The 26,983-nt window shown below is 69.3% G+C and carries 22 protein-coding genes; 8 read left to right on the top strand and 14 right to left on the bottom strand.

Features of this window, described 5'->3' with window-relative positions; genetic code table 11:
- Positions 1-3 precede the first annotated feature (3 nt).
- Both ACFO3M_RS10350 and ACFO3M_RS10355 read left to right on the top strand, forming a co-directional pair.
- Positions 4-1,110: a class I SAM-dependent methyltransferase gene (locus ACFO3M_RS10350; RefSeq protein ID WP_387988502.1), complete on the top strand. Its 1,107-nt coding sequence runs from the start codon at positions 4-6 to the stop codon at positions 1,108-1,110.
- Positions 1,107-2,093 (top strand): glycosyltransferase family 2 protein, encoded by a 987-nt coding sequence (locus ACFO3M_RS10355; protein WP_387988503.1) that lies wholly within the window; start codon positions 1,107-1,109, stop codon positions 2,091-2,093. Before ACFO3M_RS10350 ends, ACFO3M_RS10355 begins: the two co-directional genes overlap by 4 nt.
- Here the strand turns inward: ACFO3M_RS10355 and ACFO3M_RS10360 are convergent.
- Positions 2,056-3,498 (bottom strand): glycosyltransferase, encoded by a 1,443-nt coding sequence (locus tag ACFO3M_RS10360; RefSeq protein ID WP_387988504.1) that lies wholly within the window; start codon positions 3,496-3,498, stop codon positions 2,056-2,058. The two genes, ACFO3M_RS10355 and ACFO3M_RS10360, sit on opposite strands and share 38 nt — an antisense overlap.
- Before the next feature lie 466 nt (positions 3,499-3,964).
- Here ACFO3M_RS10360 and ACFO3M_RS10365 point away from each other — a divergent pair, with 466 nt between their 5' ends.
- On the top strand, positions 3,965-5,296 hold the full coding sequence (locus ACFO3M_RS10365) for an oligosaccharide flippase family protein (protein WP_387988505.1): 1,332 nt from the start codon (positions 3,965-3,967) through the stop codon (positions 5,294-5,296).
- A gap of 245 nt (positions 5,297-5,541) precedes the next feature.
- On the opposite strand, the gene ACFO3M_RS10370 is transcribed toward ACFO3M_RS10365, so the two are convergent.
- From ACFO3M_RS10370 to ACFO3M_RS10400, 7 genes are all read right to left on the bottom strand, one after another.
- Complete coding sequence (locus ACFO3M_RS10370; protein WP_387988506.1) at positions 5,542-6,213, bottom strand: SDR family NAD(P)-dependent oxidoreductase; 672 nt, start codon at positions 6,211-6,213, stop codon at positions 5,542-5,544.
- 212 nt (positions 6,214-6,425) lie between these two features.
- A complete protein-coding gene (locus ACFO3M_RS10375) occupies positions 6,426-7,427 on the bottom strand; it encodes a hypothetical protein (protein WP_387988507.1) in 1,002 nt (333 codons plus the stop codon).
- Positions 7,428-7,515: 88 nt separating this feature from the next.
- Entirely contained in the window at positions 7,516-8,808 is a 1,293-nt protein-coding gene (locus ACFO3M_RS10380) for a methyltransferase domain-containing protein (protein WP_387988565.1), read from the bottom strand.
- Positions 8,809-9,222: 414 nt separating this feature from the next.
- The gene (locus ACFO3M_RS10385) at positions 9,223-10,617 is read right to left on the bottom strand and encodes a tyrosine-protein kinase domain-containing protein (protein ID WP_387988508.1); all 1,395 of its coding nucleotides are present in this window, start codon (positions 10,615-10,617) and stop codon (positions 9,223-9,225) included.
- Positions 10,618-11,288: 671 nt separating this feature from the next.
- Positions 11,289-12,263 (bottom strand): glycosyltransferase family A protein, encoded by a 975-nt coding sequence (locus ACFO3M_RS10390; RefSeq protein ID WP_387988509.1) that lies wholly within the window; start codon positions 12,261-12,263, stop codon positions 11,289-11,291.
- On the bottom strand, positions 12,260-13,168 hold the full coding sequence (locus ACFO3M_RS10395; protein WP_387988510.1) for a polysaccharide deacetylase family protein: 909 nt from the start codon (positions 13,166-13,168) through the stop codon (positions 12,260-12,262). Before ACFO3M_RS10395 ends, ACFO3M_RS10390 begins: the two co-directional genes overlap by 4 nt.
- 122 nt (positions 13,169-13,290) lie before the next feature.
- Positions 13,291-13,995 carry a class I SAM-dependent methyltransferase gene (locus ACFO3M_RS10400; protein ID WP_387988511.1) on the bottom strand — a complete coding sequence of 235 codons (705 nt, stop codon included), beginning with the start codon at positions 13,993-13,995 and terminating at the stop codon, positions 13,291-13,293.
- Between the two features lie 704 nt (positions 13,996-14,699).
- Between ACFO3M_RS10400 and ACFO3M_RS10405 the strand changes: the two genes are divergently transcribed.
- The gene (locus tag ACFO3M_RS10405) at positions 14,700-14,831 is read left to right on the top strand and encodes a hypothetical protein (protein ID WP_387988512.1); all 132 of its coding nucleotides are present in this window, start codon (positions 14,700-14,702) and stop codon (positions 14,829-14,831) included.
- Between the two features lie 3 nt (positions 14,832-14,834).
- Here ACFO3M_RS10405 and ACFO3M_RS10410 read toward each other — a convergent pair whose 3' ends face one another.
- From ACFO3M_RS10410 to ACFO3M_RS10420, 3 genes are all read right to left on the bottom strand, one after another.
- Complete coding sequence (locus ACFO3M_RS10410) at positions 14,835-15,047, bottom strand: hypothetical protein (protein WP_387988513.1); 213 nt, start codon at positions 15,045-15,047, stop codon at positions 14,835-14,837.
- Between the two features lie 8 nt (positions 15,048-15,055).
- Positions 15,056-16,381 carry a sugar transferase gene (locus ACFO3M_RS10415; protein WP_387988514.1) on the bottom strand — a complete coding sequence of 442 codons (1,326 nt, stop codon included), beginning with the start codon at positions 16,379-16,381 and terminating at the stop codon, positions 15,056-15,058.
- Positions 16,382-16,699: 318 nt separating this feature from the next.
- Positions 16,700-18,139, bottom strand: a complete 1,440-nt coding sequence (locus ACFO3M_RS10420) for a sugar transferase (RefSeq protein WP_387988515.1) — start codon at positions 18,137-18,139, stop codon at positions 16,700-16,702.
- A 380-nt stretch (positions 18,140-18,519) separates the two neighbouring features.
- Here ACFO3M_RS10420 and ACFO3M_RS10425 point away from each other — a divergent pair, with 380 nt between their 5' ends.
- Positions 18,520-19,623, top strand: a complete 1,104-nt coding sequence (locus ACFO3M_RS10425) for a glycosyltransferase family 4 protein (RefSeq protein ID WP_387988516.1) — start codon at positions 18,520-18,522, stop codon at positions 19,621-19,623.
- Here ACFO3M_RS10425 and ACFO3M_RS10430 read toward each other — a convergent pair.
- The gene (locus tag ACFO3M_RS10430; RefSeq protein ID WP_387988517.1) at positions 19,610-20,701 is read right to left on the bottom strand and encodes a glycosyltransferase; all 1,092 of its coding nucleotides are present in this window, start codon (positions 20,699-20,701) and stop codon (positions 19,610-19,612) included. The genes ACFO3M_RS10425 and ACFO3M_RS10430 overlap by 14 nt on opposite strands.
- Before the next feature lie 171 nt (positions 20,702-20,872).
- On the opposite strand from ACFO3M_RS10430, the gene ACFO3M_RS10435 reads away from it, so the two are divergent.
- On the top strand, positions 20,873-21,730 hold the full coding sequence (locus ACFO3M_RS10435; RefSeq protein ID WP_387988518.1) for a glycosyltransferase family 2 protein: 858 nt from the start codon (positions 20,873-20,875) through the stop codon (positions 21,728-21,730).
- A gap of 27 nt (positions 21,731-21,757) precedes the next feature.
- Here ACFO3M_RS10435 and ACFO3M_RS10440 read toward each other — a convergent pair whose 3' ends face one another.
- Both ACFO3M_RS10440 and ACFO3M_RS10445 read right to left on the bottom strand, forming a co-directional pair.
- Positions 21,758-22,750, bottom strand: a complete 993-nt coding sequence (locus ACFO3M_RS10440; protein ID WP_387988519.1) for a glycosyltransferase — start codon at positions 22,748-22,750, stop codon at positions 21,758-21,760.
- Between the two features lie 144 nt (positions 22,751-22,894).
- Positions 22,895-24,301 (bottom strand): oligosaccharide flippase family protein, encoded by a 1,407-nt coding sequence (locus ACFO3M_RS10445; RefSeq protein WP_387988520.1) that lies wholly within the window; start codon positions 24,299-24,301, stop codon positions 22,895-22,897.
- A gap of 250 nt (positions 24,302-24,551) precedes the next feature.
- Between ACFO3M_RS10445 and ACFO3M_RS10450 the strand changes: the two genes are divergently transcribed.
- Positions 24,552-25,886 carry an NAD(P)-binding protein gene (locus ACFO3M_RS10450; protein ID WP_387988521.1) on the top strand — a complete coding sequence of 445 codons (1,335 nt, stop codon included), beginning with the start codon at positions 24,552-24,554 and terminating at the stop codon, positions 25,884-25,886.
- A gap of 47 nt (positions 25,887-25,933) precedes the next feature.
- Positions 25,934-26,974: a glycosyltransferase family 4 protein gene (locus ACFO3M_RS10455; RefSeq protein ID WP_387988522.1), complete on the top strand. Its 1,041-nt coding sequence runs from the start codon at positions 25,934-25,936 to the stop codon at positions 26,972-26,974.
- Positions 26,975-26,983: the final 9 nt, after the last annotated feature.

A 26,983-nucleotide genomic window follows, 5' to 3' on the forward strand; every position in this document is an offset into this window, starting at 1 on the left:
GCGGTGAGTGCGCCCGGGCCCTGCCGTTGGTGTGGCTCGAGGGCCGGCCAGGTGGTGCTTGACCTCGGCTGGCAGCCGCCGGCCGACGCGTTCCCGTTACCCGGCGACCCGCCGGTCGCCGACCATCCCCTGCGCCTGTGGTCCTGCCAGCGGTGCGGGCTGGTCCAACTGCCTGACCGATCCCCCGTCCCCGACGAGCCCCGGGCGGTCGAGCCAGCAGCGCTCCGAGACCACGCGCGCGACTCGGTGGCCTGGGGCCTCGCCCAAGGGCTGCTTCTCCCCGGACAGTCGGTGCGCGAGTTCGGGAGCCCCCATGGCGGCAGCTGGCTCGGCCCGCTCACCGCTGCCGGCCTGTGGGAGTGCATAGCGAGCGACGAGCCGGTGGACGTCGTCGTGGACGTCATGGGACTCATGCACGAGGAGGACCAACGCGGCGGACTGGAACGCCGGCTGCAGGTCCTGGCTCCGTCCGGAGTCCTCGTCCTCGTCTTCCCGCCGCTGGAGACAGTCGTGGAGCACGGCCAGTGGAATGCGGTCCGCCACGGGCACCACGCCTACCCGTCGACAGCGAAGGCGGCACGGCAACTCCACGAGTGCGGGCTGACGGTCGTTGCGACGGACCTGCACCCTCTCTACGGCGGGACGAGACTGCTGGCCGCACGCAGACGCGGCTGGGGAGCGTCGCGGACCGCCTCCGTCCCGCTGCCGCCGGACGTCCCGCGGTCCGCCTGCACGAACTTGGCCCGAGAGGTCGATGTGACCACTGCGGCGCTGCGTGATCACCTGCGGCGCCAGGCGGCGGCCGGCCGACGAGTGCTCGGATACGGCGCCGCCTCCCGCGCCGTCCCGCTGCTCGTCGCAGCCGGGGTGGGGCCGGATCTGCTGCCAGGAGTGGCCGACGCATCCCCGGCCAAGCAGGGCCGGCTGATCCCCGGCGTGAGGATCCCCGTGATCAGCCCATCGGAGCTGATTGCGGCCCATCCCGACGAGGTGCTGCTGCTCCTGCCCGACCTCTTGGAGGAGGTACGGAGCTCCTTGCTGGAGGTGGAGCGCCAGGGCGGGCACTGGCTCCCGGTCGACAGTCTCTTGCAGAACGGAGTCCCTCGGTGATCCCGCAGTCCGACCAACCCCTGGTGACGGTGGCCATGCCCACCTACCGGCGGCCGGAGATGTTGCGCCAGGCGATCGAATCAGCTTTGGCCCAGACCTACTGCAACACAGACATCCTCGTGTCGGACAGCGCGGCGGACCCACTGATCGAGAAGCTGGTGGCCAGCTACGGGGACCCGCGGCTGCGCTACCGGAACAACGGGGCCGTCAGCGATCTCATCACGAACCTGAGGGCTGTTTACACCGCCGCTCGCGGCGACCTGATCGCCACCCTGCACGATGACGACCTTTGGGAGCCCAACTTCCTCAGTTGCCTGGTACCGCCCCTAGTCGAGAACCCGGACGTTGTCGTCTCGTTCGGCGATTTCTGGGTGATGGACGCAACCGGCACCGTACGCCCGGACCTCTCAGCGAGATACCGCAACCGGGAGGGGCTTCGTCCGGGACGTCACCAGCCCTTCTTCGACCTGGCCATCACCGTGCGCGCTCTTTGCACCCCGATGGCCGCCGTCTTCCGCGCCTCCGCCGTCGACTGGACTCAGTGGCGCCAGGAGGCGGGCACCGCGAACGACCTCTGGCTGGCCTACCTGCTGGCTCGCTCAGGCGGAGCGGCTTGGTACGAGCCCACCCGTGTGTCTCGGTATCGCCACCACTCCATGGCGTCGACGACGGTGGACGAGAACGACCGAGGCGCCATCTGGTGCTTCAGCCGCTTTCTCGAGGACGAGCAGTTGAGGTCGCTGCACGCCGACATCCGGCGGGCGGCCGCGTTCCCTCACACGAGCCTGGCCCTCTCGGCCCTCTGGGAAGGTGGTGCAGGTGCCCGCCGCCGTGCAGCCCGTCATCTGGCCACCGCCTTGCACAGCGCGGTCACCCCCAGGACGCTGGCCGCCTTGGCGCTACTGCCGTGGCCTTCGCCTGCGCGCAGACGGGTCATCGGGGCGATCAGCGACCTCCGGTCTCGTCACAACGGTCGGGGATGAGGTCCGGGCGCCCGGTGCGGGGCCGAAATCGACCGACCGAACGAGGGATCAAGCGGGAGGCACTCCGCAGCACCCCGTGACCACGCCGGACGCGGCGCGACGCCCCGGCGGCGCGGCAGAAGACCTCGAGGATCGTGGCGGCTGTCCGATCCGCGGAGAACGATTCACGGAGATGGGGCTCAGCCTGACCGGCTCGGCGAGCCAGCTGAGCCGGGTCATCGAGATGGGCGCAGATGGCTTCGGCCAGCGCCTGAACGGATTCCGGTTCCACGAGCTGGCCGTATCGCCCCCCGCCGAGGACCATGCCAGGACCCCCGGCCTCGCAATCCGCTGCAATCGTGGGGACGCCCAGAGCGATCGCCTCGAGCAGCACCGTACCGACGGCCTCGACCCGAGCGGGGTGCACGAAGGCTGCGCCTCGCGAGATCTCCGGCAAGGGATTCCTCATGTGCCCCGTGAACGTGACGGCGTCCGCGACCCCGAGGTCATCAGCAAGGCGCCGGAGGGCAGTTTCCTCGGGTCCGCGTCCGATGAGGACCAGGCCGACGCGACGCCCGGTCTCGTGCACTCTGGCCAGAGCCCGGATCAGAATGTCGTAACCCTTGTGTGGCTGCAGTTCACCGCATGCCACCAGGGACTGCTGGGTCGTGCGGGGTGCTTGGGCACCCGCCTCCGGCAAGGCTGACCGCCGCACGGCGTCCACATCGATTCCCGTCGTGGCGATGGTGATCTTGGCAGGCGAGACTCCAATCCGCTTTGCTGCCTCGGCTGACCCGGTTGAGACGCACAGGACAGCGTCGGCGTGCCTGATGCAGAAGCGCCAGATCGGCTGCAGCCATCGGGGGAGATAGAGAGCATGGGAGTAATCGGCGATGGACTGGACGTAAACGACGAAGGGACGGCGAGTCACGCGGGTCATGCCGTAGGCGAGCGGCACCGACATGCCGACTTCACTGATCACGAGGACGACATCGGCTGCTGCCACCACTCGCAAGGAGCGCAGCAGCGCTCCCGGAAGCGCCTTGCGGAACCGCCGAACGCGGCTGTCGCCGTAAGTCAGTGTTGCACCGGCGGGCGGCATGAGGCGCCGCCCGTCGACGCCGTACTTGAAAGACAGGTAGTCGACCCCACATCCCGCCTTGAGCCAGAGACTGGACAACCTGTGAACCCAGCGAAGACTGCCGTTGTCGTCGAGGGTGTCGATGACGACGAGGATCGAACGCAGGGAGGGCATGTCGTGGCCTTCCTTCGTACGAGACTTGAGGTACAGCGCGGCTGACGAGCGGACAAACGTGGCTGGGCGATCTGGGACGGGCACCGCGCCTTCCGGCAGACGACCTGCGCCGATCGTGCCGCCGTGGTGGCCGGCGACGCGTTGACTCTGGACTGTGACCTCCAACGCCACAAGGAACTACGTCACCGCTCGCCAGGATCTCCCCGCTCGAACTGCAGCGGATCCAACCCCGAACAAGTCGGAGCTGCACCATCTCGGGTCTGGCAATCCCGGTGCGCCACATCCCGATCGTCCGGAGAAGGCTCGCGCTGGGTGAGCAGCGGCTGACTGGAAGCATCCCGCAATCAGTCAGGAGGCGTCCTGACCGGCATCGGCATCGGCATCGGCTCCAGCCCCTGCCCCACGGTCGCAAGCCTCCCCGTTCCCGTGTACGGATGGCTGGCGAAGTTGCTGACCCGCGGGGGACAGAAGTGTAGGTTCCAGCCACTCCGATGGCCGAGCCAAGTCAACCTGCCCCCGCGGGACCACCGGCTCCTACGGGAGGCACTCATGAGCAGCAATCGGCCGTCGATCCCATAGGCCGCCTCTTCGAGAACGGCCTCGGCGTAGGAGCGGGTCTTCCGAAGGAGGGGCCGCGTTGAGCATTCCGACTCAGCGAGACCTGCAACCCAGCCTGTGGCAATCCGCCCTCCGACGGTTCATGGCCCACGGTATGGCCCCGGTGTGCTCGTTCATCGCCGGGCCGATCCTTGCCCGGTCATTGGGAGTCGAGGGCCGGGGCCTCGTCGCCGCGGTCACGGCCCCACTGACGCTGGCATTCATGATCGTGTTGTTGGCAATGGGGGAGTTGCTCACTGCGGAAGTGGCGTCGGAGCGATCGAGCAAGCGGGATGCCTTTTGGGGCGGCACCGTCATCAGCGTCTCCATTGGGATCGTCCTAGCGACGATCATTCATGTCCTCGCTCCGGTCCTGGTGCCCGATCACGCCGAAGCGGCTCACCTTCTCCAAGTTCTCGCCTGGTGCCTCGTTCCTGCGGGTGTACAGGTGAGTCTTCGTGCACTCCGACAAGGCGAGAGACGTTACAAGATGCTGAATCGCGAGCCCCTGTTCGGTTCCGTCGGGCGGCTGGTCTGCCTGCTGCTGCTCTGGGGGTTTGGCTGGCTCAACATCGTGACCGCGGCCGTCACCACAACGTTCTTCATGTTCGGGACCGGACTCCTGCTCGGCAGGCCTCCGCCGCCGGACCTGGCCAGATCGTGGCGGAACATCTGGACCGCTATCCGGGGACAACTACGCCGCTGTTCCGTACTTCTGGTCGGAAGCCTGGCCTTCATCCTGACGATGAGGGCCGACCAGCTTCTCTTGACGCCACTCGCCGGGCCGAAACAACTCGGTCTCTACGCGGTCGCAGTGACGCTCGCGGAAATACCGCTGCTCGCCGCCGACACGGTACGAATGATGGTGCTCGCCGAGGCGGCATCACGGCGCGACCCCTACTTCGTGGCCAGAGCGTGCCGACTGCTGATCGCATTCCTTGTCCTGATCGCGATCGTAGGAGCAGGGCTGTCGCCACTGCTCATACACATCCTGTATGGGGCGTCGTTCTCTGGGGCCGCCTTACCGGCGGCTGTCCTTCTGGCCGGGACCACAGTTCTCGCACCTGGATCCTTGATGTCTGCCGGGTTGATCGCCTTCGGCCACCCGAAGGCGTCTACTCTGCCGACCCTTCTGGGATTGTTGGTTACGGCTGTCGTCGCACCGGTTGCCGTGATCTGGTGGGGTGCACTAGGAGCTGCGCTGGCGAGCGTCGTCGCATATCTCGGGTCCTCGATCCTGGCCCTCGTGCTGTTTCGCCGTCATGAGGGGATCGGCTTCGCTGACAGCCTGCTCATCAGGTCCTCGGATCTCGTACTGGTCCTCCGCCGAGTGCGAAGCGCCCTGAGTGCACGGCGGGCGAAGCAAGCGTGACCCAGGTTGTTGGTGATTCGCGGGAGTGAGGCGTGGTGGTGAAGTCGTCGACGATCCGCGATGCAGCGACACCGAGCCTCGAGGCTCAGGCAGTGACAACCCATGGCGAGGACTCCCCGCGCCTGCTCACGGAGCGCAGTCCGATCACATGATCATCTGCCGCCGGAACAGAAACCCGGAGGTGTTGCCCCGCGAGATCCACCTACCCGCAGGAGCAAGCCCACCGACGGCAGCAGATTCCCTCGTCACCACTTGAAGAAGGGACGTATCCGCACATCCGTCACTTCCGCGGTGCGCGGCAACTCGAGCGCACCCAACACCGCGGCTGCGACGTCCTCGGGCTGGAGCAGCCGCTCGGGGCGATAGGGGCGGCCCTCCGCTTCGTGCAACCGCGCCTGGCGGGGCGTCGCTGTGCGCCCAGGGAAGACACTCAACACACGTACTCCCAAGCCGTTCACCTCGTCACGAAGCGCATCGGCGATTGCCGCGAGGCCGTACTGCGTGGCGGCGAACTGACCCACACCGGCGCGCGCGTTGCCGTAGATGCTCGAGTTCACGAAGACCACATCGCCCTTGCCCGAGCACAGGGCAGGCAACAACGCCTGTGTCAGCGTGTATGGAGCGCGCAGGTTCGCCCGATACTGGCGATCCAGGTTCTCCACAGGAGCGTCGGCGATGGGCCCGTGCGAGATCGCGCCGGCGCAGTGGACCAGTACGTCAAGCCGCATGACCTCCTCGGCTAGCGTGTCGATGGCTGCATCGTCCGTGAGGTCGAGTATCCGCGGTCGGACACCACTCCCGAGTCCATCGAGTCCCTCGGCGCGCCGACCCACCGCATGCACCTCGACACCGCGTTTCGCGAGGGCCCGAGCAATTGCTGCGCCGATCCCGCTGCTGGCGCCTGTGACAACTGCCACGCGACCGGCTAGGTCCGACATGCCTGTGCCCGACTATGCCTGGAGGACGAGGTCTGACCGACACGCCAGATGGGACAGCAACACGGCGCTGGGGAAGCGTTCGTGCTGCCGTGCTCCGTCATCCCTCTGACACGCGCCGCCCATCAGGGACGACTTCTCTGCGCGGCTCGGTCGGTGCCTGCACTCATGGATCCTCCGTGTCATCGGCTCGTCTAACCGGCGTGAGGGGTCAACCACGCCTCTCGCCAGAACGGCTGGGTCTTGCGCTGGCACAGCCCGTGATAGCGGCCCTGGCACACCACTCCCTCGAGCACCAGAGACCGGCCGGGCAAGGTCAACATCCGCCCGGTGTACTCGTCGATGATCCGGCTGATCACCCGGTCCACGCGGCGGACCTGCCCGCAGTACGGAGCCATCTCGCCGTCGAACGACAGTCCTCTGTTCTTTCCGTTGCGGTCGACGGTCTTGCGGATCTCGCGTCGGCTGAGGATTCGGACGGTTTCTCCGGGCTGCAGGTCCAGGCGCACGGCAGGGGTCCGGGTGAGCCGTCCGTGCACAAAAGGAAAGGGCTTGCCGCCACGGAAGCACAGCCACCGGGGGAGGTGGCGGCGGCTGACGCCCTGGAACGCGTTGATGAGGTCTGGGAGGAGGAAGCGCAGCACCGTCCGTAGTCGGACGTTCCTGTTCCGCAGGTCGGTCAAGTAGTGGCGCAGATCCCACGGCGCGAGACGCGTCGTCGCCTGGAGGATCCGGGTGGCCTGGCACGACCACAACTCCTCGCCTCCGGGGTCCGACTCGGGCGGATGCACGGCCTTCGCGAGGTCCTCCTCTGTGCATCCCTCGCGCCGGACGGGAGCGGCCATCTGGATCGCGGGTGCGCTGGGCGGCGGATCGTCAACCACCCGGAGCCACTCCTCCTTCCAGTACAGCAGGCAGCCGGCTTGGCACCCGCCGTGGGCGGAACCGTCACAGCGAAGACCGGTGAGGTGAACACTCGCTGGGAGATGCCGCAGGATGCCCAGGAAACAGGTTGTGTCCGTCCGGCTGTCCACGACGAAGCGCGACCCACAGTGGGCGAGCATCTCGGGCTGGAACGGCAGCCCGTCTACCGAGGCGTCGGGACCGAGGGTCGCGAGGATCTCGTCAGCAGAACGGACTTCCACGACATCACCGGGCCGCAGGACCCGGGAGCGTGGCCTGATGGCTGCGCGCATGTGAGGCACTCCAGCTCGGCTCGACGGCGAAGGGCACGGGGCGAGTAGAACGCGGACGACGACGCTCGGTCTCCGGGTCGCCGGACGACTAGAAGATCTCGAGTTCCGGGATGGGCACCACCAGCTGGCCACCCCACTGCCGCACGTAGGACAGCTGGGCGCCAAGTTCCTCCCGCAAGTTCCACGGCAGCAGCAGGACGTATTCCGGCCGCACCTGGGAGATCACCTCGGGCGCCAGGATCGGGATGTGCGTTCCCGGGAGGAACAGCCCCTGCTTGTGTGGGCTCCTGTCGACCGTGAAGGACAGCAGGTCCGACCGGACACCGCAGTGGTTCAACAGGGTGTTCCCCTTGCCAGGAGCTCCGTACCCGACCACTCGCTTGTCCTCGGAGGCGGCTGCGGCCAGGAAGACGACCAGGTCACGCTTGACCTTGTTCACGGCCGCCGCGAACCCCCGGTGGCCGTCGAGCGAGTGCAGGCCGCGACGCTCCTCCTCGGCAAGGAGCTCGGTGACTGCTCCTGTCACCGAACGGGCGTGCTGTTCGTGACGTGCCCAGATCCGCAGGGAACCACCGTGCGTCGGCAGTTCCTCGACGTCCACCACGGTGAGGCCGGCATGAGCGAGCACTCGCTGAGCGGTCAGCAGCGTGTAGTACGAGAAGTGCTCGTGGTAGATCGTGTCGTACTGCGACCGCTCGATGAGCCGCATGAGGTGCGGGATCTCGATACTCAGCCACCCGTCATCGGCGAGCAGCGCGGCCAGACCGAGACTGAAGTCCCGGACGTCTGGGACGTGTGCGAAGACGTTGTTGGCCACCACCAGGTCGGCGGCGCCGAGTTTCCTCCGTTGTTTCCGTCCTTCCTCCTCACCGAGGAAGGCGACTCGCGTGGGGATCCCCCGCTGCTCCGCCACGACCGCGATGTTGGCCGCTGGCTCGATGCCGAGGACCGGAATCCCCCGTGCGACGAAGTGCTGGAGCAGGTAGCCGTCGTTGCTCGCGACCTCCACCACCAGGCTCGAGGAGGTCAGGCGCAGTCGTTCCACCGTGCGCTCGCAGTAGAGGCGGGCGTGCTCCACCCATGAGGTGGAGTACGAGGAGAAGTAGGCGTAGTCGGAGAAGATGTCCGTGGCGGGGATGTGTGACGGGAGTTGCACGAGCAGACAATCCGCGCAGATCCAGACGCGGAGGGGGTAGAAGATCTCCGGCGACTCCAGCCTGTCCTTCGTCAGGTAGCTCTCGCAGGGCGGTGACATCCCCAGGTCGACGAACACCTCCGACAGCGGCCGGTCGCACAGTCGGCAGGTCCCACCCACCGGAGCCCCGGAGTCCGGTGCACCAGGCGACATCCCGGGGGCGGCATCCGGCATCAGGTCCCTCATCGAGGCCGTCATGCGCACGCCCGCAACGGAGTGCCGGATGACGCCGGGATCCGCAGACCGACAGCAGTTCTCGTCGCTATGCCACTGTGCCGTTGCCGAGCAACCGGCGCCTGCTCGTTGCGAGACATTCCGTCTCCTCGTGTGGACGGGGCCCCTGCGTCGACCTTGGCAGAAGGCCGTCAAGAGCAGGAGCAGACTCCGGGAACCCCGACTCGGCGTCAACCCGTCTGCGCACCACCGACGCAATGGCACTGTTCGTCCGTTGACCACGACGGCGCCCATCCGGCAGCCCAGCCCGCCGCAGCCCTGTCGGGTCACGCGGAGCGCTCACTCCGACCCGGTCAGACGTGCACCGGCAAGCCGCCCGCACTTCGAGGAGTTTCCTCGTCGTCACCGAGTGACCGGGTGGCGATCTCAGTCGAGCTTGCGGTGATGCCGGCCCTCTGAGCCGCCGCGATGGCGATTCGGCCAGGCGGTGCGGTATCCCTGAGCGGCTCCGTCGGCGATCCTGCGGGGAACCATGTTGAGGATGGCGCCGAGCGTTCTTGCTCCGATGCGCTCGAGGTCGTCCACCGCGCGTGCCACCTGCGCACTGTCCGTCTTGCCATAGCGGATGGACAGCAGAACTCCATCGGTCAGCGGTGCCACCGCGCTTGCGTCCGCCACGGGAAGGAGCGCCGGCGTGTCGACCAGGACGAAGTCGTTCTGGGCGCGGAGCTTCTCCAGCAGATCCGCCATGGCAGTCATTCCGAGCAGTTCTACCGGGTTGGGCGGGATGGGGCCGGCAGCGATCACCGAGATGCCCTCGCGATATGCCTGGATGACGTCCTCGAGGCTCGCAGTGGACGCCAGGAGGTCCGTGAGCCCCGCGTCTCCCACGAGGCCGAGATAGTCAGCCACCCTGGGGCGTCGCAAGTCGGCGTCCACGATGACGACCTGCCTCCCGGCATCCGCGAGCACCTGGGCGAGGTTGACCACGACGGTCGTCTTGCCTTCAGCGGCCACTGCACTGGACACCATGACGGCCTTGGGCGGCTTCTCGACGCTGAGGAACTGCAGGTTCGTGCGCAACCGTCGGAAGTCCTCACCCGCTCGGCCCGTGCTGCCCTGCTCGATGACATGGCGCTTATCCAGCGTCTGGTCGCGCATGATCGTGGCTACAGCCGGGGCAGACACGAGTTCCGATAGCACTTCGACGTCCTTGACCGAGCGGTCGAGCCGAGCTCGCGCGATGGCCCCTCCAGCCCCCAGCGCCAGCCCGACGACGAGTCCGAGTGCAACATTGCGGACCGGCTTGGGCGAGGTCGGTGCCGTCGGCACCTGAGGCCGTTGAGTGACGGTGACCTTCACCGGAGACGGAGCGTCCGGGTCGGTGGTCTCGAGCTCCTGGACGAGCGAGCTGAACTGAGCGCCGATCGAATCGGCGATCTGTTGAGCTCGCTGAGGAGAAGGATCGGTCACCGTCACGTCGATGAGAACCGTGTCGGTGACCGGCGTTGCCGTGACCTCCGCTGCCAATTGCTCCGGCGACATGGGCAGACCGAGCTGCTCGACGACCCGGGTGGCCAACTGCTGACCTGTGATCAGACTCGCGTACGAGGCAACCCGTTGCTGGGAGAACTGGCTGCCCTGGAGGACCTCGGACGCTGAAGCCAGGTCCGTGCTGGAGACGAACAGCTGGGTGGTGGAGGTGTAGGTCGGCTTCTGCAGGAGGCTGACGCCCAAGGCCGCAAGGCCGCCGGCGAGGAGGCTGAGGATCAGCAGCCACGAGGAGGCTCGAAGGACCGTCAAGACCTCGCGAAGACTCATCACATTCTTTCCTCGGCTGATCCTCGAGCTCAGAGCCCTGGTAGAAGGGCTACAACATAGGTCACAACATCCGCCTGAACAGCCAGATCGCTCTCGCCCATGGGAGACGCTCGGGTGGAGGCGCTCGTCACCTGAGCCATGACCCGTTAGAACCACATCGCTGCCACGGAATGCGATGTTCCGACTACAACTCCTCGAGCGCCCGCGTCCTGGTCGACCTGTCTTCCGGTGGTCCTGCGCGGCCCCCAGGTGCCTCCTCGTCCACGGCAGCGTCCTGGACAGGATCTCGCTCGACCAGGTGTGGCCGAGCATGCGGTGAACGGGGCAGTGCACGTCACGGCCGAGAAGGGGGTGGAGGAGTCCGCACGTCGTCCGCTGCACTTCGGAGTCGTGAACGGCCTGCAAGGGCCTGCGCGTCCTGCTCGAGGCTCTCCAGGCGCCGCACCTCGCCGGGCGAGGTCAGCCCGGACTGTCGATCCGCGTTCCACCAGAGAGCGGCACGCGCTGATCCGGCAGTCAGCCGGTCAGATCACCGCCACCGGGTGTTGCGACCCTGATCACCTCGGGCCGGCAGCCGACTGGGCGACAGGATCACGGGGGACGGCGGGCACGCTGGCGACCGACGCCTGAGCGACATGGAGGGTCCACGCTGGCCGCTGCTCCCGCGGACACTAACGGCCGGTCGCCTTCTTCTCCCGGTGGAGCAGGAGAGCCCGGGCCATCGGCGGCGCGCTCACCGCCATGCACAGGGCGGCCCGCTGACGCGCCGAGAGTGTTGCGCTGCGGGCCAGTGACAGCGCTTCGGACCGGGTGGCGCAGCCTTCTCGTACCCGCCAGGCCCAGCGCCGGAACCGGGCCTCCGCCAGCACGCCAGCCGCGATGACTCGCTCGTCCTCGCGCAGTCCCTCGTAACCAGTGATCGTCTGGGCGACGCGCACCCTCCCCGCGAGGACGCGCTCCAGGTCCGCCGTCTGTTGGCCACCCCACTGCCGATACCGGTACAGCGGCAGGGGGACCAGTCCGGCCGCCGCGCCGCGGAGAAACATCCGGACGTAGCACTCCCAGTCGGGTCCGTAGTTGAGCGTCTCGTCGAAGCCGCCGGCCTCCAGGAGCGGCCGCCGACGGATCGCCGGGGCGGGGAGGAAGTTCCACCGCAGGATTTCCCTCCGCTGGTCGCGGACGGGGAAGCGCTCCACCAGGGAGTAGCCGGGGGACTGCACTCTCGGACCGAACTCCTCCCAGGGCGTCGTGACGAGGTGAAGATCAGGGCGGCGCTCCGCCACCCACACGAGCGCCTCCACCCGCTGGGGAGCCATCTCGTCGTCCCCGTCCAGGATGACGACCAGATCGGCACTCATCGCGGCCACCGCGGCGTTTTTGGCCGCGCCCTCCCCTCCTCGCACCGGCCGGCGGATCACCCGGACGCGGTCCAGGTAGGGCTCGACCGCACTGAGCACGTCGTCGTCGGACGCGTCGTCGCACAGCACCACCTCGTCCGGCAGCCGGGTCTGCGCGAACACCGACTCCAGGGCGGCGGGCAGGAAGGGCGCGACGTTGTGCGCCGTGATGACGACGCCAACCCTCACGTGTTGGGGGGACTCGAGCATCTCTGCGGCCGGAGCCAGCAAAGGCCACTTGTCGTTCATGCGACCGGCACCCACGCCGTGACCGCCCGCTGGAGGCGGTCCACGCTCCATCGGCCGACCGTGATCCGAGGGACCGCAAAGGGGTCCGCTCCGTCTACGGGACCTGCCACGTTCGCGAAAGCCAAGCGATAACCGGCCGCGCGGGCCTCCTGCGCGTTGCGCCGGGTCACCGTCCCTGGCGCCCCGAAGGGATAGGCGAGCAACTCGGGGGACTCGCCGAGGATCGCGCGAAGGGCATCCCGGCTCTTCGTCAGCTCGCGCCGGGCCTCCTCTCCTCGGAGCTGCGCGAGGGCCGCATGGGAGCAGGTGTGCGAGCCGATCGTGAACAGCGGGTCCTCGGCAAGCCGCTGAACCTGCTCGACAGTCATCCGGCGGTGCCGCATGCAGGCCGCGGCACGAGGTCGGACGGTCTCCAACTCGCTCACCACGCGCCGCACCTCGGCGGGCGGCTGCCGATACAAGGCCGCACTCAGCTGCCAGTAAGCCATCCTGCGGGAGTCCACGTTGGCGAGGTCCAACCGCAGCATCCGTCGGCCGACCTGCACGCCGAGCTGGTTGCCGCCGGAGTCGTGCTCCAGCAGCAGGTGCTCGAGCCGGTCCCACCAGTACTCCTCCACAGGACCCCTCCCACCGCCGGCGAGAGCATCAGCGACCACGAAGAACGTGGCGGGCAGGGAGAACTCCTGGAGCACGGGCACGGCCTGCTCGAGGTTGTCGAGGTAGCCATCGTCCAGCGTGACCGCGGCCGCCGGCTCTCCGTGTCCGGACAGGATCCCGCGCGCGGGAACCACCGAGAACCAGTCGCTCAACGCTGTCATGTGCTCGCGGAACAACGACGGCGGCACGACCATCCCGCCGGGGTCATCGGACTCGTCCTCGGAGATCCGGTGGTACAGCAGGACCACGTTCCGCCCGCGCGGCCGGAACCGGCGGGGGAAGACCGGTCGCCGGTTCCAGAGCCCGTGAAGACGACGCAGACCTCTCATCGCTCACCAGGCGGATCGATCGGCGGCTCCACTCGTCCTGATCAACCCTTCGGACGCACGACCGCGGTCACGATGAGCGGGAGCTCGGGGTCATCGCGCTCCAGCACCCGGCGAGGGAGTTCCTCGACCGCGGCACCCAACAGGAAAGCCCGGCACGTCACGAGGTTGCCGAAGGCACGCACCTCTCCCACTCCGCCGGTCACGTCCACCAGGTCCTCGAAGCCGTGTGCGGTCCAGCGCCACCGGTCCCATGAGCCGGCGAGCCGGCTCATGGACGGGACGGTGACGAGGATGCTGCCCCCTGGCCGTACGCTCGCGAGCAGGTTCTGCAGCGCAGCCCGCGGGTCCGGCACCAGCTGGAGCGTCTGCGTGATGATCCCGCAGTCGAATGCCCCCCGGGGCAGGGTCGTCGGATCGCACACGTCACCCACGACCGTGGCGAGGGGGTTGGTGACGTCGATGTCGAGGACGTCGACCGTGTCGGCCCCGAGCCCGGAGGCGTAGAGGTCCTCCCTGACCTCGAGGACCCGGCCACGGACGAGTCCCCGATGGGCACGCAGGAAGCGCTCGATGTAATACCGGTCGATCGGCGTGCCTCTTTCGAAACCCCATTCGGAGAGCGGATCGAGGCGACGGGTGCTGACCCAGCCGAGTCGAAAGGACGCATTCCGGACCAGCGAGGACCGGGCCACTGATCTCGCGACCACTCGCTGTCGTGCTCTGCGCACCATCGCACCGAGCTGCACGTTCGGAGACTATCCCTCCGCTCTGGATGCCGCGGTAGAGGTTTCGCCGCCACCGCCGGCGACTTCGAGAGAGCGGGTGACAGCGCAACCACGTGCTCTTTGCAGAGCCTGACGGCAACAGACCACTGGATCCAGCGTTCGCCGACAAGAAGACAGTGACCGGTGAGCAGGGTGGGTCGTCCGTCGCCGTGCTCACTCACGACCTCGGGCACCTGGGGTCGGACGTCTTGGAAGCGGTACGGCGGAGCCCGTCACCGACGTGCTGATCGTGGTGCCGCCGCCGCACGGGATCCGCGGGTGCGGCTCCATTCGGCGATCCTGGTGGTGACGACATCTGGTCCACCATGCCGCCATGACCGCCTGCGAGGGTCCCGATCCCGCGACGTTCCCACGCATCGGTCGGCACGCTGGAACCGGAGGGCAGCAGCCCCTCTCAACACTCGCGTCAGGGAGTCGGCGGGCGCCTACGGTGATGTCCCTGGTCAGGTGGCTCGCGGCCGCGACTCCCAGTCTCCGGCGCCGTCGCCGTCAACACGCTGAGCAACGCCGACCTGCTTCCCTGCTCTACCCCCTGGGCCACCGCGCCCGGAGAACGTCGGCTCGTTCACCGCCCGGACGCCGCCCATGTGCCACGGTGATCACGCAGGTCACGGACACCTCAGCCGTCCGCCGGGATCCGGCTGCGTTCCCCGCAGGATGCAGCCGTGGCTTTCCTCCTCGGCTCGACCTGGCTGGCGCTCAACGTGTTCATCGCCGAGCACGGCTCCCTGCTGATGGCCGTGGCCGCGTGTGGCATCGCGCCGGCAGGCGCACTGCGGCGCCGTACGGCCGCCTGAGCCTCAGCGGCGTCGGCCCACCAGGATTCCCATCAGGGACAGCATCCCCGCAGCCCAGCCGGTCAGGACGAAGACGTCTCCCCTGTGCAGCCCGTGCTCCGCCGTGACCCGGATGAGCACCGGTCCCTCGTTGTAGTAGCGGCCGGTCACCAACAGCACGGCGAACGCCGTCAGCATCCCGGCGGCCGTCAGCGCGAACAGCCAGCGGAAGGCCACCTCGGCGGTCAGCCGCCCTGACGTCGCAGCACCTGCCCCACGGTCTTCAGGACGATCTTCATGTCGAGCCACGGCGACCAGTTCTCGATGTAGTAGTTGTCGAACCGGGCCCGGTCCTCGATGGAGGTGTCCCCCCGCAGACCGTGCGCCTGCGCCCACCCGGTGAGTCCCGCCGGCACCCGGTGACGGGCGGTGTACCGCGGGATGTGCGCGGAGAACTGGTTGACGAAGTGCGGCCGCTCGGGGCGCGGGCCGACCAGGCTCATGTCCCCGCGGACGATGTTCCACAGCTGCGGCAGCTCGTCCAGCGACGTCGCGCGGAGGAACCTGCCGACGGGCCCCAGCCGGTCGTCGTGCTTGATGTTCCAGTTCGTCTGCGACTCGGTCTCGTCCACCGGCTTGAGCGAGCGGAACTTCAGGACCTGGAACGGACGGCCGTCCAGCCCGACCCGCTCCTGCCGGAAGATGATCCCGGGCCCACCCTCGACCCGGACGGCGACCGCGCAGGCGGCCAGCACCGGGGTGAGCAGCAGCAGCGTCAGCAGGGACACGGCGACGTCCACCAGCCGCTTCACCCGCCACCAGGGGCTGCGGTAGACCGCCCGCCGCCGCCGGACCAACGGGATGCCCCAGATCTCGTCGGTGTAGCGGTTGATGTCGTGCAACTCGAACAACCGGGGGACGACGAAGACGTCGACGTCGAGCCGGTCGCAGGTGCGCAGGATGTCGACGAGCTCGTCCTCGTCCACCCCGCCGTAGGCGACGATCACGTCTCGGACGGCCTCCTCGCGGATGACCCGGCCGAGCTGGTCGTAACCGCCGAGCAGTGGCGCGGGGAGCAGTGCCCGCGCGTCCTCGGGCACGTCCGTGTCGAGGAAGCCGATCGGGTCGAGGCCGTAGTTGCGCCGCTCGAGCAGCGTCACCGCCACCCGGAGGCCGACCGGACCGGCCCCGACGACGACGGTGCGGTGCCGGACGAACCCGCGGCACCGGGCGGTGTGCACGACGCGATAGGCGACCAGGCGCACGACGAGGACCGCTACGAGCAGCGCGGCCACGTGCACCACCTGGCGGCCCGCGGTGTCGACGTTCGGGAGGACCTCCGCCATGGCGACCTTGAACGCCCACGCCACGGCGACCGCGGCCAGGACGTACGGCAGGTCGTCGAGCAGCGACAGGGTGAGCCGGGAACGGTAGAGGCCTGCGCGCCAGAAGACGAGCAGGAGGAAGACCAATGCGAGCCCCTGCGCCACCAGGGAGCCCGGCTGCGTGAGCACGGTGGCCACCGCGAAGGCGACGACGTCGGCGAGGACGAGGTAGGGCGCGACTCCCATCCGCAGCCACCAGGTCCCCCGGCCGGCGGTCACGGTCGTCCGGGCACGGGCGGCCTTCGTGGCTCCCCCCGCCCGGACGGCCCCCGTGCGGCCGCGTCCCGGCAGTCGCGTCCTCGTCCCGGACGCAGCGTCGCCCCCCGTGGCGTCGACCATGACCCTCCCCGTTGCCGCGCCGACTGCCCGGCGCGGTCAGCGGATCGTGGCATCTCCCACGACCATTCGCCATTCCGGGCTCATTCCGGCGATTGACCCCGAAAGGTGATCTCCGAATACATCACCCGCCGGACCGGAATGGTCACGCAGCGCTGTCGGCGACGCTCAGTACGCGCCGGAACCACGGAGGACGGCACCCACCGTCTTCCAGAGGATCATGAAGTCGAACGCCAGCGACCAGTTCTCCACGTACCGGACGTCGAGCCGGACGGCGTCGTCCCAGGAGAGATCGGAGCGACCGCTGACCTGCCACAGCCCGGTGATGCCGGGCTTCACGAGCAGCCGGCGGCGCATGTCGAAGCCGTACTGCTCGACCTCGCGGGTCACGTGCGGGCGCGGGCCGACCAGGCTCATGCTGCCGCCGAGGACGTTGAGCAGCTGAGGCAGCTCGTCGAGCGAGTAGCGGCGCATGACCGCGCCGACCCGGGTCACGCGCGGGTCGCGGCGCATCTTGAACTGGACCGCGTTGCCCTCGTTCTGCTCGTGCAGGTCCAGCTCGACCTTGTCCGCGTCGACGACCATGCTGCGGAACTTGAGGACCTGGAACGGCTGGCCGTCCCGGCCGATCCGCTCGTGCCGGAAGAAGACCGGGCCCCGACTGGTGGCCTTGACCAGGACCCCCAGGGTCAGCAGGAGCGGCAGCAGCAGGAGGACGCCGATGCCGGCCGCCGTGCGGTCGACGACGTCCTTGGCGATGCGGCGGACGCCGGTGAACTCCGGGCGCTCGACGTGCATGAGCGGGAGGCCGGCGACCGGGCGCACGTGCACGCGCGGGCCGGCGACCTCGGTGACCGCGGGGGCCAGCAGGAGCTCTGCCTCGGTGCCCTCGAGGTCCCAGCCGAGCTTGCGCAGGTGCGCGCCGTCGAGCTCGGGCGAGGGCAGCACGGCCACGGTGTCCACCTCGTAGCGGCGGACGACGTCGACGACCTCGTCGAGGCTGCCGAGCACCGGCAGGCCGTCGAAGACGTCGCGGTCGCCGGCCGACAGCGGCAGGCAGCAGCCGATGACGCGGTAGCCGTGCCGGGCCTCGCGCTCCATCTGGGCGTTCAGTGCCGCGACGCCGTTCCGGTGGCCGACGAGGACCGTCGTCTGCACGTGCCGGCCCTGGGCACGCTGGGCGTGCAGCCGGAGGCGGAGGGACACCCGGCTGGCGAGAGTCAGCAGGGTCGCCAGCGGCAGGGCGACGACGACGAAGCTGCGCGCGACCTCGAGCTTGAACGCCCAGGAGACGGTGCCGACCGTGGCCAGCAGGAGCGCGGCGGCGGAGAAGACCCGTCGGAACTCCTCGGGGCCGACCCAGAGGAACCGCTGCTCGTAGGTGCGGGCCACGAGCATGGCGCCGAGCCACACCAGCGGCAGGGCGACGACGAGCGAGGTGCTGGCAACCGGCCCCATGAGCGGGCCGTCCTCGGGCACCAGCGACCCGACGACGCCGGCCAGTAGGGCGGCGACGGCGTCGAGGAGAACGAGGCGGCGGACGTAGGACTGGCGCCACGCGCGCCGCGCGGCGGTCCCTTCGCCACGCAGTCGGGGAGCGAGCCACAACCACCGGCGACCGACCGGCTGCAGATCGTGACGAAGCGGTCCGTCACCGACATCGAGCAGAGTCAAGGCACCAACCCCCGTGTCACACCGGCGCAGCAGCGCTCGGCGCGCTGGATCCCCCCGTGGATGCCAGGAACGTCATCGTTCGACCGGCAGGGAAACCGTAACTGCGCCGTTCCCCTCATGGAAGCCCTCCGACGTCAATTGTGTGACACGCAACTGGTTGAACGCATGATCATCGTCACTGGCAGCAACCTGCCCGCGCCCACCGTGATGCCCCTGCCTCTGACGACCTGCTGGCACTACACCGATCACCGACTGGCACTGACGCGGGTCCCCGTTCAGGTGTGTGAGGCTGGGGCCGTGAGTGAGCGCGGCCGATGACCGGCCCCACCCGGTGGCTGCTGATGGCCGGTCACGTCCCGCCGACCCTGCGCGGCGGCGGCATCGTCCGCTACACGGTCGAGCTGGCGCGCGCCCTCGCCCGCCGCGACGACGTCGAGCTGCACCTGCTCGGCTCCCCTGCCGCGGCGGGGCCGCTGGCCGAGCTCGCAGGCGGGCGCGACCGCGTCCTCACTCACCCGGCGGTGCCCGACCCCCTGCTGCCGGTGTGGGAGCGCTACGCGCTGGGCCGGCGGCTGGGGTCCCGCTTCGACGTCGTCCAGGGCGCCAAGCACCTGCTCCCCCGCGGCGTGCGGGCGCGGACGGCGCTCACCGTCCACGACCTGCTGCTGTTCGACCGTCCCGACGACTTCCCGCTGCCCAAGCGGACGCTGCTCGGCCGCCCCTACGCGGCGTCGTTGCGACAGGCCGACACGCTGGTCTGCGTCAGCGCGGCCACCCGGGACCGGCTGCTGCGGTGGGATCCCCGGCTCGCGCCTCGCGCGGCGGTCGCTCCGCTGACGACCAGCCCCCAACTGTTGGCCAGCACTCCGGTCCCCGTCGAGGCGCTGGCGGGGCGGCGCTTCGCGCTCGTCGTCGGTGACGCTTCGAAGCGCAAGAACGTCGCCGTCGTCGTCTCCGCGTGGGCGGAGGTCGTCCGCAAGCGCCCCGGCGCCGTGCTCGCGCTGGTCGGCCCGCCGGCTTGGGGCACGGAGGCCTACGGGCCCGACCACGCGCGGTTGCTCGCCGAGGGTTCGATCGTCCAGCTCACCGGCGTGGACGACGGCACCTTGCGCTGGTGCTACGAGCACTGTGCGGTGGTCCTGGCCCCGAGCCTGGCCGAGGGTTTCGGCCTGCCCGCCGTCGAGGCGCTGGACCTGGGTGCGCCGCTGGTGACCTCGCTCGACCCCGCCTTGGTCGAGGTGAGCGGGGACGACGCCGAGCACCTGCCCGCCGAGGACGTGCACGGGTGGGCCGGGGCGGCGCTGCGCCACCTGGACCGCCCGCGGCCGCAGGCGCCGGCGCGCCCGCGGCGCACCTGGGACGACGTGGCGGAGGAGACCGTGGCCGCGGTGCTGGGCGGCCGGGTCAGCGGGAGCTGAGGACCTTCTCCACGACGTCGGCCATGGCCCGGCGGAAGTGGGCCCGGGAGAACGACTCGGCGTGCCGGCGGATGCCGGCGGGGTCGTAGGCGGCCCCGTCGAAGGACGCCAGGGCGCGCGCCCAGACGTCGACCTCGTCCTCGGCGGGGGCGACCGGCACCAGTTCGCCGGTGCGTCCCGGGACGACGGAGTCCCGTGCTCCCCCGGCGTCGATGGCCAGCACAGGCGCGCCGCACGCCTGCGCCTCGACGGGGACGATCCCGAAGTCCTCGACGCCGGGCATCAGCAGGGCGCGGCAGCGGCGGAACAGGTCGCGCAGCCCGTCGTCGTCGACCCGGCCGACGAAGGTGGTGTCCGGGCCGGCCAGTGCCTCGACCTCTGCCCGCGCACGGCCGTCGCCGGCGACGACCAGCCGGACACCGGCCTCACGAGCCGCACGGACAGCGAGGTCGGGCCGCTTGTACGGGACCAGCCGCCCGGCGAGGAGGAAGAAGTCCTCGCGCGGGACGTCCGGGTCGGGGCGGTAGTACTCGGTGTCCACTGGCGGGTGCACGACGACCGAGTCGCGGCCCCACCAGTCGCGGATCCGGTCGGAGACCGCACGCGAGTTGGCGACCAGCGTGTGCACGCGGGCGGCCGCGCGCAGGTCGACCGGGCGGTAGGCGGCGGAGAAGGCGGCCAGGCCTGCGGCGCCCACCCGGCCACCGGCCTCGTTGGCCCGCATGGCCGGGTCCCACACCCACCGGGCGGGGCTGTGCACGTAGGCGACCACCGGCGCCGTCGTGGCCCGGACGACCTGGGTGGCGAAGGCGTGGTGGGAGGCGATGACGACGTCGGACGGCGGGACCGGGAGCCGGCCCATCGCGACGGGGAGCGCAGGCAGCAGGTGGGCGTAGGTGGTGCCGCGGAGCAGCCGGCTGAGGCGGGTGCTGCGGACCCGCGGCGCGATGTCCGCCGACAGGACCCCGGGACGGGCGATCGGGGCGAGGATCGGCGCGGCCGGCCACTCGTGGGCCAGCTGCTCGACGACCATCTCCGAGCCGGCGTACTCGGTGAACCGCTCGTGCACGAGGGTCACGCGCGGGCGGCTGTCTCCTGGGGTGTCCGGCACCCGCACATGATGACGGTCGACGGCGGGGGTCGCTCACCTGCGGTTACCCTTCCGGGGCCCCAGTCAGGGGTTCCCTCGCCTGACCAACACGACGGAGGACGAGTGCCCGGGCCGACAAGCTCTGATCGCCGGGTCGCCGTGGTGCTGGCATCCGCCGGGCGCCCGAAGCTCCTGGGCGAGGTCGTCGCCGACCTGCAGCGCCAGACCGTGGAGGACTTCACCCTGGTCCTGTCCGTGCCCGACCAGGCCAGCCTCCCGCCGCAGCCGCTGCCCGCCGGCACCCTCGTCGTGCACGACCGGGGGCTCGCTGCCCAGCGCAACGCCGGCCTGGCGGCCGTCCCCGACGCCACGCACGTCTTCTGCTTCGACGACGACGCCGTGGTGCGCGAGGACTTCCTCGAGCAGGGCGTCGCCTTCTTCGACGCCCACCCCGAGGTCGTCGCCTTAACCGGGCGGGTGCTGCTGGACGGCGCCACGGGGGACGCCATCACCCGTGAGGCCGCCGACGCGGCGCTGGAGGCGTCCCGGGACGAGCCGCTGACCGGCGAGTGGGAGCGGAGGCGGGAGCTCTACGGCTGCAACTTCGGCTTCCGGCCCGACGCCGTCGCCGGCGAGCAGTTCGACGCCCGGCTGCCGCTCTACTCCTGGCTCGAGGACCACGACTTCGCCCGGCGCTGCATGCGCCACGGCACCGTGGCCCGCGTGCACGACTGCGTGATCGTGCACCGCGGCGTGAAGTCCGGCGGCCGGACGGCGCACGGGCGGCTCGGCTACTCCCAGGTGATGAACCCCGCGTACCTGCACCACAAGGGCAGCTTCCCGCTGTGGCTGACCGTCTACGAGACGCTTCCACGGGTCGGCAAGAACGCCGTCCGCGCCGTCCGCGGTCCCGAGGCGGAGTGGCGGCGGGAACGACTACGCGGCAACCTGCTCGCCCTCCGCGACGTCGCCCGCCGCCGGTTCACACCTGAACGGATCCTCGACTTGGACGCTTGACCCGAGGCAAGGACCGACGCACGTCCCTCAGGACCGCCTTCGAAGGAGCTTGGCTGCCAGGATGACGGCGTCCTCGGCCAGACGGTCCCTGCCCAGTCCCCCGTGCTCAAGCGGTCGATAGGCCCTGCTCCTGATCGCTGCAGTGAGGACGCCGAGGCGCTGGAGCCGATCGAGGTCGTCGTCGTAGAGCTTCGCCGAGTCCGTGAGATAGGCCGCCAGCTCTCGCCACCTGTCAGCCGCCGCTTGGGCCAGTTTATCATCGGAGCGTGTCTCGAGCAGGTCGGCTCGATATGTCGCGACTGCCGCGAGGCCGAGGCTCTGGGACCGACCGGTGGCCAGTTTAGTCGCGATGCGCTGCTTCAAGGAGCGACCCACCTCGCCGCCGTACAACTGACCGCTGTGCTGCCGGTACTCTGCCAGGACCTCCTTGAGGATGACGGTCCTACCGAAGGTCGTCGCCAAGAAGTAGATCCACCGGTCGTGTGACAAGGGCTTGGTCAGCGAGTGGACGTCCATCCCTCGCTCACTGGTGGGTAGCCTCTCGAGCAGGGAAGCGCGGAACATCATCGTGAACCCGTAGAAGTTCCCCCACGGGCTGCCGCCGAGAGGCTCGATTACGTCGAGACCGGGTTCTGAGCGACGCTCCGGGGGGACGATCTGGCCGTCACCGTCGATGAATCGGACACGGTGCGTCGACAGGACGGCGGACTCACGGTCCAGCGCTTCCAAGCCAGCCTGCAGCTTCCTGGGCAACCAGCGATCGTCCTGGTCGCTGAAGGCGATGATCTCGCTAACGGCACGCTCAGCTGCGCGCATGAAGTTGTCCGCGAACCCCAATGTCTCGACGTTCTGATGTACACGGATGGGGACTGATGTCGTGGCGGCCACCTTCTGCACGACGTCGAGCGTCGAGTCGGTGGATCCGTCGTCGCTGACCAGGATCTCGGCCGGCTGGAGAGACTGCTCGAGGATGGTCCTCAGCTGCTCTTCGACATACCGCTCGCCGTTGTACGTGCCCATGACCACTGAGATGCTCGTCAATGCCCCACCCAAGGTCGTCATTCGTCGTTCACTGCTCGAGTCGGCCGATCCTCACATCGGCCGTCCGTTAGCGTCAGCCGACACTGCAGGCTGCATGACCCGGAGAGGTGGGTCCTGTAGCCGTCACCCCCGGGGGTCTTCCGCGCAGACAGGCACCTCGTCGGACGAGTGCACGGACGTGGGGGCGCTGTGCTCCCGACGTAGGCGACCGGGCACGAGCCGACGCAAGAGCCGCAGGAACTCGGCGCACACGCGCTGCAGATCGCCACGTCTCACGGCGATGAAGTCACCGATGGGGACACCCATGACCCGTGATGCTGCGATGACCATGAACGTCGTCAGAACGACGTTGTTGAGGAGGCTCGTCCAGCAGGCGCCGTACACGCCGAACAGCGGGACCAAGACCAGGAACGCGACGGTGTTGACAACCAGGGTGATCCCGAGTCCCAGACTCCGCAGCCCCGGCCGGCCCCAAGCAGCGACCCCTGAGGCCGCAAGCAGACCGGGGATGCACAGGACCGCCGAAAGAAGCAACATCAGCGTCGGGACCGTCGCTGCCGTAAACGCCTCACCGAACAGAGGGCCTATCCAGAGCGGAAGGGTGACCCCCAAAGCCGCACAGCCTCCGAAGCCGACCAACAGGGTGGCCCGGGTCGTGGCGGTGAGCTGTGCGGCATCCGTCGTCTTGCTGTTCACGCCGAACAGCGCGTTCTGAATGGCGAGCGCGACGATCAGTGGCACGTCGGAGATGGTGCTCGCAACGGTGTAGAGCCCGAGATCCTCGACGCTCGACAACGGCACCATGAAGATCTGGCCGACGCGCGCCAGCAGCATGCTCGCGATGGAGCCCACCCAGACCTTACTCCCGAAGGACGTCAGGTCCTTGACGAGTTCGGTGCTCGAGGCTCGTTGCCCGGCATCGGCAGGGACGGGGAGGAGCAGTCGCCAGTACGCGACTCCCGCAACCACTGGGGTGAGCGCTCCGACGAGCAGAGCGGTCAGGACGGTCAATTCACCGAACGACCACAACGCTACGAGTCCTCCGACGCGGGCCAGCGTCGTCAGCAGACGCTCAGCCGCGACCGCTCCCCACATCTGACGGCCCGTGGCCGCTCCGCGGAACACCCCGACAACCAGCGCCGGGATGGTCAGCGCCGCTGCCAGGAGGATCAATCGTCCGAGTTCACGGGTGCCTGCTGAGAGGAACGGGAGGGCGGCCCACGTCACGAGGACGCACACAATGCCCAAGGCGCTGGTGATCAGGCTGCCCCATGAGAGCGCAGCCCGAGTTCGTCCTGGGCGCTTGGCGAGGTGGTAGGTGAGGGCATCCGGCAGCCCTAGGGTGGCGACGGCCAGCATCAGCGCCGCCGGAGCCTGTGCCGCTGCCAGTTCACCTCGGCCGGCCGTGTCGAGAGCGCGTGCCAGGATCGGTGCGGTCAAGACCCCAGCGGCAGGCACCAAGAAGCTGGTGGCGGTCATCAGTACGAGCGCGCGGCGGAAGGTCTGCGGTTCCCCCGTGGTGGTCGCCAAGCAGGTTCTCCACTCAGATCGCCTCGACCACAGTGCTGTTGGTGGCCGCCCCCGTCATCGGTCCTAGTCAGGATGACAGAGCGTCTGGGTCGTGGTCCGGTCGCACCGGTCGCGCCGCCGATCATCCCTCGGATGGGGTCCCTGGCACTCAGCCGGCCAGGTCCCTCCGGTGCTGGTAGGTAGGGTGACGAGCCGTGCGCGCGCCGGTCAGCGCGAGATGGGTACGAGTCGTTCCAGTGAGGACGGTGGCATGTCTCCCAGACGAGGCGACTCCTCGACGCGAGACGCCATCGTGCTCGGTGCCGGGATCAGCGGGTTGGTATCGGCATCAGTGCTCCTGGGTCAAGGAGCGCAGGATGTCGTGGTCCTCGATGAGTACGAGCACGTCGGTGGAAACCACATCGACCGCTCGATCGGCGAGTACACGTTCGACATCGGGAGCCTGATCTTCCAGGACGACTCCCCGCTACTCGCCCACTTCCCGGAGATCCTTCCGAGGTACGTCCCGATCGGGCCCAGCTGGGCCCGGCTGAACCCTCAGGGTGTAGTGACGCACTACCCGTTCTCCATCAGCGATGACGTCCTCGCTGCCGGACCGGTCGAGTGCCTACGCATGGGAGCGTCGGCCGTGGCCGGCCGGCTCGGCAGGCGCCGTCAGCGGAACGTCCGGGACTTCACCGAGCACCTCCTCGGCATCCGGTTCGTCGAGCGCTCCGGACTGGGCTACTACATGGAGCGCCTCTGCGGTCTCCCGCCGGAGGAGATCGACCTCGAGTTCGCTCACAACAGGTTGGCGTGGCTGGCCGAGCAGGCCAGCCCGGTGAACCTCATTCGTCGGGTGGTGCGGTCGCGCACGGGCTCACCGGAGCCGCCGAGCCACAACCGGCAGCTTGCCCGCCCGCGCGAGGGATACGGGTACCTCTACGAGCCCGCGGTCCGCAGCCTCGAGGACCGCGGCGTGAGCTTCCGGCTCGGCGTGGTCCTGCGAGCGGTCCGCCGGCTCGGTGACGTGTTCGAGGTCGAGACGGACGACGGCGTCCTGCGGACCCGGCGGCTGGTGTCAACGGTCCCGGTGGAGCGTGCTCTCGCCCTGTGTGGGCTGCAGACGCCCGGCCGAGCGGCCCTGCCGACCGTGACCCTCGTCAGCCTCTTCTTCAGCTTCGAGGGAGACCGCGGCTTCGGGCCCTCGATCCTCTACAACTTCTCCCGCGAGGGCGCCTGGAAGCGGGTGACCGTCTACTCGGACTTCTACGGCCGGGCCGGTGGCCGCGAGTTCTTCACCGCGGAGGTCATCGGCGAGCGGGTGGGCGACTCAGTCGAGCGGGCCGAACGGGACTTCCTCGACCACACGCAGGCCAACGGCCTGTTGACGGGCGACCTGAGGCTCGAGGGCGGGAACGTCCTGCAGAACGCCTACCCGATCTACACCCACGGCAGCGGCGATCGCGCCCGGGAAGGAGTCCGTGCGCTGCGCGCCTTCGGGCTGGAGTCGCTCGGTCGTCAGGGGGCCTTCCAGTACCAGCCGACGGCGCGGGCCTCGACGCTCGAGGCCGAGGCCGCACTGCGACGTCCGGCCGGGGCATGACGCCCGTCTCCGAGGGACCGACGGGGGTTCGAACGACCATGAGGATCATGCACGTCCTCAAGCACGCCGTCCGAGGGAACGGGCACGTCCACGTGGCCGTCGACCTCGCGTGCGCCCAGGCCGACGCCGGCCACGACGTGACGTTCGCCAGCGCTCGGGGCTCCTACGACGACCTCCTCCGCGAGCACGGCGTGCGGGTCGTCGACGTCCCGGAGGCCACGGGTGGTCCTGCGGCGGTCCGCAGCGGGTGGGCGCTCCTACGCCTCGCCCACCGGACGCGCCCGGAGATCATGCACGCCCACATGATGTCCTCCGCGGTGCTGGCCTACCCCGTCGCCAAGGTGACCGGCGCCGTACTCGTCACCACGGTGCACAACTCCTTCGACGCCCACTCGAACCTCATGCGGCTCGGGAAGGTCGTCGTCGCCGTCAGCGAGGCCGAACGGCAGGCCCTCATCACGAAAGGCTTCCCCCCTCGCAAGGTGGTCGCCGTGCTGAACGGCGCCGCGCGGTCACCCCGCGAGTCGCTGCCCCTGGACGACATCGGCCCCCTGGCGCGGCCCTGCGTCCTCAGCCTGTCCGGCATCCACCCCCGGAAGGCCGTGGGAGACATCATCAGCGCCTTCGCCGAGGTCCACCCCGAGTTCCCCGACTGGCACCTCAACGTCGTCGGCTGGGGTCCCGAGCGGGAGGCCCTGGAGGCGCGCGTCGCGGACTTGAGCCTGACCGACTCCGTCCACTTCATGGGCTCGACCCTGACCCCCAAGCCGCTGCTCGAGGCAGCCGACGTCTTTGCCTCCGCCTCGCTCGCGGACCCGTGTCCCCTGACGACGACCGAGGCCCGGGCAGCCGGCTGCGCGATCGTGGCGACCTCCGTCGGTGGGGTACCGGAGGTCCTCGACCGCGGTCGGGCCGGCCAGCTCGTCCCGCCGCAGGACCCTCCGGCGATGGCGGCCGCCTTCCGCCGGCTCATGGGCGATCCCGCTGAGCTCGCGGCTTGGCAGGACCGGGCGAGGAAGGGCTCCGAGTACCTGACCGTCGAGCGGGTGGCCGCGGACTACGAGCAGGTCTACCGCTCCGTTCTGTGAGGGAGTCCT

It is taken from the genome of Geodermatophilus arenarius, assembly GCF_042654585.1.
Taxonomy (GTDB): Bacteria; Actinomycetota; Actinomycetes; order Mycobacteriales; family Geodermatophilaceae; genus Geodermatophilus; species Geodermatophilus arenarius.